The organism is Thiomonas sp. TH-17 (assembly GCF_057473305.1).
Map to the genome: position 1 here is coordinate 1 of NZ_JBYCKI010000096.1, position 10,417 is coordinate 10,417.

A 10,417-nucleotide genomic window follows, 5' to 3' on the forward strand; every position below is an offset into this window, starting at 1 on the left:
CGGGCAGGCGGTCTGTGCGCCTGCCCGGTACGCGCCGGTCTTTACTCCCCTTTTGTCTGCCGCCATGTCTCAACTTCCGCAAGCCACCCCACTGCCCGCCGATCTCGCACCGCGCGGCCCGCAGCGTTGGGGCCATCTGATCGGCTGGGGGCTGATCCTCGCCATCCTCGCCGCTTCCTGGCAGGGAGCTGACATCCGTCCGCTTGACCTGGTGCGAGACTCGGGCAATATGGCCGCGTATGCGGCCGGCTTCTTTCCGCCTGATTTCACCGACTGGCGCATTTATGTCCACGAGATGGTCGTCACCCTGCAGATCGCCGTGTGGGGTACGGCGCTGGCCGTGCTGTGCTCCGTTCCGCTGGGCTTGCTATCGGCATCGAACATCGTGCCTGCCTGGATCTATCAACCGGTCAGACGCCTGATGGACGCCTTTCGGGCCATCAATGAAATGGTGTTTGCCATGCTGTTCGTGGTGGCCGTCGGCCTGGGGCCGTTCGCCGGGGTGCTGGCGCTGTGGGTGCACACTACCGGCACCCTGTCCAAGCTGTTCTCCGAAGCCGTTGAGGCCGTCGACCCGCAGCCGGTCGAAGGCATCCGGTCGACCGGGGCTTCGGCGCTGCACGAGGTGATCTACGGAGTGATTCCGCAAGTGCTGCCGCTGTGGATTTCCTACACCCTGTATCGATTCGAGGCCAATGTACGCTCGGCTTCGGTTGTCGGCATGGTAGGCGCCGGGGGCATCGGCGTGATTCTGTGGGAGATCATCCGCGCCTTCCAGTACGGCCAGACCGCGGCCGTGTTGCTCATCATCATCGTCACGGTGAGTGTGATCGATCTGATCTCGTCGCAAATCCGCAAACGCTTTTTCTGATCTCATGCAACGCATCAACTGCGGCGCCCCCACCGACCCCTGGTCAACCGGGCGCCAGCTCAGCCGGGCGCCAGAAATCGATCCCACCTCGTGGGTGCGAGACTCCGATTTTGGCGACTACACCTATCTCGGCCCGCGCAGCCATGTGATCGACTGCACGCTGGGCGACTTCAGCTATGCCATGGGAGACAACCAGATTGCCCATGCGCACATCGGCAAGTTCTGCAACATCGCCACGGGCGTGCGCATCAATCCGGGCAACCACCCCACCTGGCGCGCGGCGCAGCACCACTTCACTTACCGCAGCGCCTCACACGGGTTCGACGCCGCAGACGATGCCGCGTTTTTTGAATGGCGCAAGCAGCATGCGGCGCACATCGGGGCGGATGTCTGGATCGGTCACAACGCCACCGTGATGCCCGGCGTCAGCATTGGCGATGGCGCCGCCATCGGCAGCGGCGCAGTCGTTACGCGCGATGTACCGCCTTACGCGATTGTGGTCGGTGTGCCGGCCCGCGTGTTGCGCAACCGCTGCGACCCGGAGCTTGCACAGACCCTGCGCCGCATCGCGTGGTGGGACTGGAGCCACAAGCAGATCAACGCCGCTCTGCCCGATTTCCGCGCCCTCGATCTGGCTGCTTTCGCGGCGAAGTACGCCCCTGCCGACTGACTGTGCGGTTAGCGGGCCGGATCACGCCTCGATCTCCGGCAGCCCCCAGTAAAAGCCTTGCCCCCAGTCCACGCCGATGCGGCGCATGGCTTCGGCGGTGGCCTGGTCTTCGATGCCTTCGGCGATGGTCAGGATGCCCAGCTCGTGCGCCATGCTGTTGATCGAGCGCACCATGGCCTGCGCACGTGGGCTGTGCGCCGCTTCGCGCACCAGCTCGGCCTCGATCTTGAGGTAGCTCACGGGCAGTTTGAGCACATAGAGATACGACGAATAGCCGCTGCCGAAATCGTCCACCGCGAGCTGGAAGCCGAAGTCGATCAGCGGCTGCACCAGTTTGCGCACGGCCTCGGCGTCGCCGATGAGCTGGCGTTCGGTGATTTCGATGACCATGGGCTTGGGTTTGTTGCTCATGTCCACCGCGCAGGTGTTGCAGAAATGCTGCGCCCGGTCAAGCAGCTTTTGCACATCTTCCGGGCGGCTGAGAAAGTCTGCCGAGCAGTTGATCATGTACTTCATCGGCGCGCCGGTCTGTTCCATGCGCAGGCTGCAGCGCGACATGACCTGCTTGGACACGCGCGAGTCAATGCGGTGCTCCAGCCGCAGCCGGTTGGCCACGTCGATGAACTGACCGGCGGGCACCACCTCGCCGTCGTCGCGCACCAGACGCGCCAGCGCTTCATAGCCCATGATCCGGTCGTCCGCCAACGACACCAGCGACTGATAGGCCACGCGGATGCGGTCGTCCTCGATGGCCTGCTTCAGGGTGAAGCCGCGCAAATAGTCTTGCGCCGATTGGCCCTCGAACTGTTTGACCCGGTTGCGACCGCCGGCCTTGGCGTTGTAGAGCGCGGAGTCACACTGCCCCAGCAGCTCGGCGGAGCTGAGCGGGCCGCCGGGCTCCCAGGCCGAAACGCCGAAGCTCGCCGTCAGCCGCAACTCTGAGCCGCCCACGGACATGCGGGTGTGCGAAATCAGGTCGCGCAGCTTCTCCGCCGTGGCGTGCGCGGTCTCGAGCGACGAATCGGGCAGCAGCACCAGAAATTCTTCGCCGCCCCAGCGCGCCACCTGGTCTTCCTTGCGCACCCGGGTTTGCAGCAGGTGCGCCACCTGCTGCAGCACGGCGTCGCCCGCGGCGTGGCCGAAGCCGTCGTTGATCAGCTTGAAGTGATCGAGGTCGAACAGCACCAGCGCGTAGCCGATGCCATGCTGCTGCGCGTTGTCGTGGGCGCGCTGCAGGTATTCGCCCATGCCACGGCGGTTCAGCAGCCCGGTGAGGCTGTCCTGATTGGCCAGGCGGTACATGATTTCGGCCCGGTCGCGCAGTTGCGTGCCCTCGCGCTCGGTCTGCCGCAGCACCAGTCGGTAGGTCAGGGTCAGCAGAGCCAGCCACAGGGCAAGAATGGTCAGCGCGGGCCAGTACGCGCGCCAGAAATCGCGCCAGAGCAAAGCGCGGGGCACGGTCATGTTCACCAGCACGTCGTAGTGCGGCAGACGCACCCAGGCGCCCAGACGCGGCACGTCGTCCGAATCGACCCGGCCGTTGAACATGCCCGACAAGGCCTGCGGTGTGGCCTGCGCTGCCCTGGCCAGTTCGCCCTGACGCTTGGCGCTGTAGAAGCGCTGCAGGTTGTCTGCCTCCGGCGCAGGCCAGCGCGCCAGCAAATAGCCATCGGCGCGCATCAACGCGATCGACATGCCCGGCATGGCGTACTCTGCTGCGGCCACCGAGCGACGCCAGCGATCGAGAAAGTCGTTGAGTTCGACCGGCACCGCAATCAGCAGCACGGGCTGGCCCTGGGCGCTTTTCACCATCAGCCGCAGGGGAATCACCCAACGGTGCAGCATGGGGCCATAGACCGCCTTGCCCACTTCCAGACCATTGAGCTTCGCGGCCTGCTCGATACCGGGCCAGATATCGGGCATGGCCCGAAAGTTGGGCAGGCTCGCTTCGCCCGCCACCGTGGTGGCGAACATCTGACCGTCGGGCCGCGACAGGTTGATGGCCAGCGCCTGATCCGGGCCGAGCAGAGCCCGATAACGCTGCAGCAGGGGCGTGAGCTGCCCGGGCGTACTCAGCAGTTCCGGGCGCATCAGCAGATCGTTGGCCAGCGCCGACATGACCGACTCATAGCGCTGGAGATAGGCGGTGGTGGCGTCGCCCAGAAAGGCGGTTTCCACGCGCAAGGTGCTGCGCAGCGTTTCGTCCTGGCGCTGCCAGTTGATCCACGCCAGCCAGACGCCGAAGAACACCGTGAGCGCGATCAGGCCCCAATAGCCGCGCCTGAGCCGACGCCGAATGGGCGACTGACCTTGCGACGTCGGCACGGGAGCAGGAGAAAACTGGGGCGTTGAGCCGGGCATGCAACAAGAAAGAAGTGTGTGGCGCCGAGAGCTGCCGCGGCCGGTGGCGGCGGTGCTCAGACTTTGAATTGGTGCGGAGTGTAAATGTCGCAGCCTGAACGACCTTGACAATTAGTTCACACTTTTGCGCCTACCCCCCGGATTGCGCGTGGCCTCACGGCCGAGCGGGGGCCGCTCACATATCGACGCTAAAAACCGGCGATCACATACCAACATAGTTCGGCCCGCCCCCACCCTCGGGCGCGACCCAGACGATGTTCTGCGTCGGGTCTTTGATGTCGCAGGTCTTGCAGTGCACGCAGTTCTGCGCGTTGATCTGCAGTTTGTCGCCGCCGTCCGATCCCTTGACGAATTCGTACACCCCGGCCGGGCAGTAACGGGTCTCCGGCCCGGCATAGGTCTTGAGGTTGACCTGCACCGGCACCGACACGTCTTTGAGCGTGAGGTGGGGCGGCTGATTCTCCTCGTGATTGGTGTTGCTCAAATAGACCGAACTCAGCCGGTCGAAAGTGAGCACGCCATCGGGCTTCGGATACTCGATGCGCGGGCAATCGGCCGCCGGTTTGAGCATGGCGTGGTCGGGCACATGGTGATGCACCGTCCACGGCGGCGACTTGATGCCGATGCGCGGCAGAAACCAGCGCTCGATCCCCGTCATCAGCGTACCCACCAGTTGGCCCTTCTTGAACCACTGCTTGAAGTTGCGCGCGGTCTTGAGTTCGGCATGCAGCCACGACTGCTCGAACGCCACGGGATAGGCGCTGAGTTCGTCCTGCGCGCGGCCTGCAGCCAGCGCATCGGCGATGGACTGCGCCGCGAGCATGCCGGTCTTGATCGCCGCATGACTGCCCTTGATGCGCGACGCATTGAGAAACCCCGCCTCGCACCCCACCAGACAGCCGCCGGGAAACACCAGCTTGGGCAGCGACAACAGCCCACCGGCCGTGATGGTGCGCGCGCCATAGCCCAGGCGCTTGGCGCCGTCGAACAAGCCGCGAATGGCCGGATGGGTCTTGAGCCGCTGGAATTCCTCGAACGGGCTCATCCACGGATTGGTGTAATCCAGCCCGACCACAAAGCCGATGGCCACCTTGCGGTCTTCGAGGTGGTAGAGAAATCCGCCGCCGTAAGTCTTGGGATCGAGCGGCCAGCCCGCAGTGTGCAGCACCAGCCCGGGCTGGTGCTTGTCGGCGGCGACTTCCCAGATTTCCTTGATGCCGATGCCGTAGCTTTGTGGATCGCGGCCGGCGTCGAGCTTGAAATGCGCGATCAACTCGCGGCCCAACTGCCCGCGCGAGCCTTCGGCGAACACCGTGTACTTGGCCCGCAACTCCATGCCCAGCGCGAAATGATCGGTCGGCTCCCCGTCCTTGCCCAACCCCTGATTGCCCGTGGCCACGCCCTGCACCAGGCCCTGCTCGTCATAGAGCACCTCCGCCGCGGCGAAGCCGGGGAAAATCTCCACGCCCAACGCTTCAGCCTGCTGCGCCATCCAGCGCACCAGATTGCCCAGGCTGATGACGTAGTTGCCGTGGTTCTTGAAACAGTCTGGCAGAAAAGCCGCGGGCGCGGGCTTGGCGTTCGCGTCGCTCAGGAACAAAAACTGGTCCGCCGTGACGGGCTGATTCAGCGGCGCTCCCATCGCCCTCCAGTCGGGGAACAGTTCGGTCAGCGCGCCGGGGTCCATGATGGCCCCGGACAGAATGTGCGCCCCCGGCTCGGAACCTTTTTCCAGCACGCAGACCGAGATCTCGCGCCCGGCCTGCTGCGCCAACTGTTTGAGATGGATGGCCGTAGCCAGTCCGCCAGGGCCGGCCCCGACGACGACGACGTCGTAGTCCATGGCCTCGCGCGGGCCGAATTTTTCCAAGAGTTGATGCGGGGTCATCGCGGTCTCCACGGTCAGGCTGTTTTAAGCAGCATTTTAGGCACGGCGGCCACAAAAAAGAACGGTCGTTCGATTTTAGGGCAACCGCATTTCAGACAGCGTAATAGAGCACCGCGAAAAAATGACAGACCGTGCCCGCGAGCACGAACAGATGCCAGACGAAATGCGCATAGCGCCAGCGCTCGTCGAACACGAAAAACACCACCCCCAGGGTGTAAGACACGCCGCCCGCCACCAGCCAGAACAGCCCCATCGGCGCGATGCGCTCGGCCAAAGGCACGATGGCGATCAGCACCACCCAACCCATGCCCAGATAGAGCGCTGTGGACAGGTGTGGAAAACGCACCCCGGCAAACGCCTTGAGCAGCAGCCCCATCGCCGCCAGACCCCAGACCACGCCGAACAAGGTCCACCCCCATCCTCCGCGCAGCACGCCCAGGGTGAACGGGGTGTAGGTGCCGGCGATCAGCAGGTAAATGGCGGCATGGTCGAGGCGCTGAAACACCGCCTTGAGCCGCGGCTGCGGCAGGGCGTGGTACAGCGTGGAGGCGAGATAAAGCAGGATGGCGCTGGCGCCGAAAATCGTTGCCCCCACCACGCTGGCCACCGGCTGGTGCTCAACCGCATGAACGATGAGCACGGGCAGCGCAGCAATCGACAGCAACAGCCCGAGCCCGTGGCTGATGCTGTTGGCGATCTCTTCGCCCAGACTCTGGGGACGCAAAGCGGCAAGGTCGGTTGCGGTTGCGCTCCCGATTGCGAGTTCAGTTGCGATTGGTGCCATGCAGCAAATGGTAGGCCGACCGCTGAATTCGCGCACCTCCCGGAAAATTCCCTGCCTGTGCAAATATCTCCTTGCCGCACTATCCTTGCGCTCACGCAAATCAAGGTTGTTTTTGCGTTTTTCCCGCACTCCCACAAAAATCCAGACCGTGAGTTCCACCCCCAGCACCGCTGCACTCGCCCCGGCTGACAGCACCCCGGCGGAGCAGACCCGCTTTCGCATCCTCGGAGCGATCAGCTTTTCGCATTTCCTCAACGACATGATCCAGTCGTTGATTCTGGCGATCTATCCGCTATTCAAGACCGATTTCCACCTGAATTTCGCCCAGATCGGTCTGATCACCCTCACCTATCAATTCACCGCTTCGCTACTGCAGCCGCTGGTGGGTTACTACACCGACAAATATCCCAAGCCCTACTCGCTGGCGGTGGGCATGGGCTGCACCCTGGCCGGGCTGCTGACGCTGTCGGTGGCACCGACCTTCCCCATCCTGCTGCTGGCCGCGGCCATGGTGGGCACCGGCTCCTCGATCTTCCACCCGGAGTCGTCGCGCGTGGCCCGCATGGCCTCGGGAGGACGACACGGGCTGGCGCAGTCCATCTTCCAGGTGGGGGGCAATGCGGGTACCGCCACCGGGCCGCTGCTGGCCGCGTGGATCGTGCTGCCGCATGGGCAAAAGAGCGTGGCGTGGTTTTCGCTGGCCGCCCTGCTGGCAATCGTCGTGCTCATCGGCGTGGGTCGCTGGTACAGCCACCAGCACCGCCTGCCTAAGAAGGCCGCTGCCGTCAAGCATTCGCCGGTTCCGCCGCATCTGGTGCGCCGCACGCTGGCGGTGCTGCTGGCGCTGATCTTCTCCAAGTTCTTCTATTTGGCGAGCATCAACAGTTATCTCATTTTTTATCTGATGCACAAATTCCATGTCAGCACGGAAGTTGGGCAATACCACCTGTTTGTCTTCCTCGCCTCGGTCGCGGCGGGAACCCTGATGGGCGGCCCGATCGGCGACCGGGTCGGCCGCAAGGCGGTGATCTGGGTGTCCATCCTCGGCGTAGCGCCCTTCACACTGATGCTGCCCTACGCCAGTCTGGAAATGTCGGCCGTGCTCAGCGCCATCATCGGCTTCATGCTGGCCTCGGCATTCCCGTCGATGGTGGTCTATGCGCAGGAGCTCATTCCAGGCAAGGTCGGCACCGTGGCCGGACTGTTCTTCGGCCTGGCCTTCGGCCTCGGCGGCATCGGCGCTGCGGTGCTGGGCCAGCTGGCCGATATGTGGGGCATCGACGCGGTGTACAAAATCTGCTCGTTCCTGCCGCTCATCGGTCTCTTGGCCGTGTTTCTCCCCAATCTGCATCAACCCAAGGCTGCGCCGCCCAAACCCGCAGCCGCCTGACGGCATTTCTGGTCAAGCCCCGCCCCGGCGGGGCTTTTTTCATGGCCGCAGAAAAATGAAACGAGGCTGAAGATCTGCCGACCACGGACGAACCCGGCCCACCGGGAAAGGTCTATTTCAGGGCGTATTCACGCAAATCTTGAAAGGATCATCATCATGTCCATCTCGCATCAAGCCCTGCGCCGGGGCGCTCTGATCGGCGCTTTGGTGACTGGCTTGCTCAGCCCCACCTTGAGCCAGGCTGCGCAAGTTCACCAAGCTGGAGATTTGTCTTACGTCTGCGGCGGCGTGGGCGAAGGCAGCCTGAAGGCGCTGCAGGCGCGCTCACCCCAGTTCGATCTCGGCTTCTGGATGGTGGAAGGGCCCAAAGGAGCCTATCTGGCCGATGTGCCGATCCACGTCATGCAGCACGGCAAGACCGTGGCCCAGTTCACCGCTGGCGGCCCTTTGTGCTATCTCAAAGCGCCTGCGGGTCAGTACACCATCGTCGGCCTGCACAAACAGCAAGAACGCAAAATCGAGATGCAGACCGGAAATAAAGACGCCTACCTGCGCTGGTGAGGCGCGGGCAGGCGTTGTGCCCTGCTTCTGCGGTTGATTACAGCGGGCGGCTGATGACTACGGCGCCGCGCAGCTGTCCGGGTGCGTAGTCAATGGCCGCATCGTACGGGTAGTCGGTCTTGAGTTTGTCGGCCACGCCGGGTGCGAGTTGCGCTGCGGTGCCGTGGCAAGCCAGGCATTGCGTCTGCAGCACGATGGCCTTGGCGTAATGCAGGGTGGGCTTGCCGTTCTCAGTCACCACTTCGCTCCACTCCAGGGTTTCAGGCTTGGCGCCGGATTTGAGATCGGCGTTCAGGTGGCCCAGCGCCTTGTGCTGCCAAACGTTGGGCGTGCCCAGATCGACATTGCGCACACGGGTGCCCACGCGGGTGACCTTCCAACCGGTCTTGTCGGCCAAGCCCATGGCAATTTCGGGGGCGATGGTTTTGCACACGGTGATCGAACCCGCCGGGCCGTTTGCCTTCATACTGGCCTGCAGCTTGCCGCTCAGGGTCTTGAGCAGTTCGCCGGTGACGGCGCGGGTCGCCTGCATCTGTTCGGGGGTTGCGGCCTGTTGCGCAAGCGCGGAAACCGGCACGGCTGCAACGGCCAGCGCAGCCATCAAGGAGGGCAAATGACGCATGGGAATCTCTCCAGAAAATCGCGTCCTGACGACTTGCCGGACACCTGGGAAAGATTATGTAACGAGTTGTGTTTCAAGTCTGCCTTAGTTTGCAGGCTTGAATCTCATATTGATTGAAATCAAACTCGCAGCAGACGACCGTCTGACTGCGACGACATGTCGCATTTTCCGCAGGCTGAAAAGTCAGCCGACCGGCTGCGGATCAAGGAAGCCCCCCGCGCGATAAGTCAGCACCAGGGTATCGCGCCAGCCGTCATGGGTGATGCCCGCAGGCAGAACGGGGGTGCTCTCGTGAATCACGCGGGTGTCGTCCATCAGCAGCACGCTGCAAGGCTCGGCCAGGGTGAAGCGCACACCGCGCTGGCCGGCGAGCTCGAACACCCGGGTTTCACCGCCGCGAATGTCGTGCCGTGAGATCAGCACCACGGCGACGAAATCCACGCCGTCGCGGTGCGCCCCTTCCGGTGTCGGGCGGCCCACGCCTTCGCGGGTATCGATGCGGAACTGGTGCGCTTCGATGAACCATTGCGGCGCAGGGCGCACCTGCGCGAACAGCCGTCCCAGCCCGAGCAGCAGAGGCTGCCAGAACGCGGCGCGCTGCAACTCGTCGGTCAAGGGCGCGAACCAGCGCAACATGCCGCCGTGCAGCGCGTTGTAAGAGGTCGGCTGCCAATGCGCACGGTGCGGCACGGCCTGAAGCGCCGTCTGCCCTGCGGCCGGCTGTCGGGTCTGAATGAAGCTGCCGTGACGCCGGAAGCGGTAGTGCCCGCCGTCTTTGAGGTAATCATCGGGCGGAAGGTCGTTCCACAATTCAGAGGCCCGGGCGCAACTCGCCAGGTCATAGCCCGCCAAGGCGGCCAGATCGGCAGCGCCCAGCACACAAAAACCTTGCTGCTGCAAGCGCGCCAGCGCGCTGCTGCCAGCGGGCATGGGGGCGCCGAAACTCAGGGTGTCATCGGGCGCCTGCATCACTTGCCCCAGCTGTCCCTGAGTGTCGTGGTGCGGTTGAACACTGGCTGCGTCGGGGAATGATCGACCCGGTCAGCAACAAAATAGCCGTGCCGCTCGAACTGGAACGACGCCCCGGCAGAGGCAGTGGCCAGCGCGGGCTCGACATAGGCCTGCGCCGTCTGCTTGCTCTGCGGATTGAGCACAGCGAGAAAATCGCGTCCGCCCGCGTCGGGATGCGCCTCGGTGAACAGGCGGTCGAACAAGCGCACCTGCGCGGCCACGCCAAGACTGGCGCTCACCCAGGTAATCACGCCTTTGA

General features: G+C 64.0%; 9 protein-coding genes and 1 pseudogene. 4 read left to right on the forward strand and 6 right to left on the reverse strand.

What is annotated here, in order from left to right; genetic code table 11:
• Positions 1 to 64 precede the first annotated feature (64 nt).
• Together phnE and AC2VLV_RS06015 are read left to right on the forward strand one after the other, a co-directional pair.
• Entirely contained in the window at positions 65 to 871 is an 807-nt protein-coding gene (gene phnE, locus AC2VLV_RS06010; protein ID WP_486989108.1) for a phosphonate ABC transporter, permease protein PhnE, read from the forward strand.
• A gap of 4 nt (positions 872 to 875) precedes the next feature.
• On the forward strand, positions 876 to 1,541 hold the full coding sequence (locus AC2VLV_RS06015; RefSeq protein ID WP_486989109.1) for a DapH/DapD/GlmU-related protein: 666 nt from the start codon (positions 876 to 878) through the stop codon (positions 1,539 to 1,541).
• Between the two features lie 21 nt (positions 1,542 to 1,562).
• Here the strand turns inward: AC2VLV_RS06015 and AC2VLV_RS06020 are convergent, their stop codons facing one another.
• From AC2VLV_RS06020 to trhA, 3 genes are all read right to left on the reverse strand, one after another.
• Positions 1,563 to 3,866, reverse strand: a complete 2,304-nt coding sequence (locus AC2VLV_RS06020; RefSeq protein ID WP_486989110.1) for a putative bifunctional diguanylate cyclase/phosphodiesterase — start codon at positions 3,864 to 3,866, stop codon at positions 1,563 to 1,565.
• Between the two features lie 238 nt (positions 3,867 to 4,104).
• Positions 4,105 to 5,790: an electron transfer flavoprotein-ubiquinone oxidoreductase gene (locus AC2VLV_RS06025; RefSeq protein ID WP_486989111.1), complete on the reverse strand. Its 1,686-nt coding sequence runs from the start codon at positions 5,788 to 5,790 to the stop codon at positions 4,105 to 4,107.
• 91 nt (positions 5,791 to 5,881) lie between these two features.
• Positions 5,882 to 6,574: a PAQR family membrane homeostasis protein TrhA gene (gene trhA / locus AC2VLV_RS06030; protein ID WP_486989112.1), complete on the reverse strand. Its 693-nt coding sequence runs from the start codon at positions 6,572 to 6,574 to the stop codon at positions 5,882 to 5,884.
• Positions 6,575 to 6,722: 148 nt separating this feature from the next.
• On the opposite strand from trhA, the gene AC2VLV_RS06035 reads away from it, so the two are divergent.
• Positions 6,723 to 7,964, forward strand: a complete 1,242-nt coding sequence (locus AC2VLV_RS06035; RefSeq protein ID WP_486989113.1) for an MFS transporter — start codon at positions 6,723 to 6,725, stop codon at positions 7,962 to 7,964.
• Between the two features lie 156 nt (positions 7,965 to 8,120).
• Positions 8,121 to 8,525, forward strand: coding sequence for a hypothetical protein (locus AC2VLV_RS06040; protein WP_486989114.1), 405 nt, complete (start codon positions 8,121 to 8,123; stop codon positions 8,523 to 8,525).
• Between the two features lie 37 nt (positions 8,526 to 8,562).
• On the opposite strand, the gene AC2VLV_RS06045 is transcribed toward AC2VLV_RS06040, so the two are convergent.
• The 3 genes and pseudogenes from AC2VLV_RS06045 to AC2VLV_RS06055 all read right to left on the reverse strand — a co-directional run.
• On the reverse strand, positions 8,563 to 9,147 hold the full coding sequence (locus AC2VLV_RS06045) for a Tll0287-like domain-containing protein (protein ID WP_486989115.1): 585 nt from the start codon (positions 9,145 to 9,147) through the stop codon (positions 8,563 to 8,565).
• A 183-nt stretch (positions 9,148 to 9,330) separates the two neighbouring features.
• The gene (locus AC2VLV_RS06050) at positions 9,331 to 10,116 is read right to left on the reverse strand and encodes a 2OG-Fe dioxygenase family protein (protein ID WP_486989116.1); all 786 of its coding nucleotides are present in this window, start codon (positions 10,114 to 10,116) and stop codon (positions 9,331 to 9,333) included.
• Positions 10,116 to 10,417: pseudogene (locus AC2VLV_RS06055) on the reverse strand (glutamine--tRNA ligase); the annotation flags it as partial. The pseudogene AC2VLV_RS06055 and the gene AC2VLV_RS06050, both read right to left, overlap by 1 nt.

Coding starts and splice junctions, on each gene's coding strand:
- AC2VLV_RS06015 (WP_486989109.1), top strand. CDS start 876: ATGCAACGCATCAACTGCGGCGCCCCCACCGACCCCTGGTCAACCGGG.
- AC2VLV_RS06045 (WP_486989115.1), bottom strand. CDS start 9,147: ATGCGTCATTTGCCCTCCTTGATGGCTGCGCTGGCCGTTGCAGCCGTG.
- trhA (WP_486989112.1), bottom strand. CDS start 6,574: ATGGCACCAATCGCAACTGAACTCGCAATCGGGAGCGCAACCGCAACC.
- AC2VLV_RS06025 (WP_486989111.1), bottom strand. CDS start 5,790: ATGACCCCGCATCAACTCTTGGAAAAATTCGGCCCGCGCGAGGCCATG.
- AC2VLV_RS06040 (WP_486989114.1), top strand. CDS start 8,121: ATGTCCATCTCGCATCAAGCCCTGCGCCGGGGCGCTCTGATCGGCGCT.
- phnE (WP_486989108.1), top strand. CDS start 65: ATGTCTCAACTTCCGCAAGCCACCCCACTGCCCGCCGATCTCGCACCG.
- AC2VLV_RS06050 (WP_486989116.1), bottom strand. CDS start 10,116: ATGCAGGCGCCCGATGACACCCTGAGTTTCGGCGCCCCCATGCCCGCT.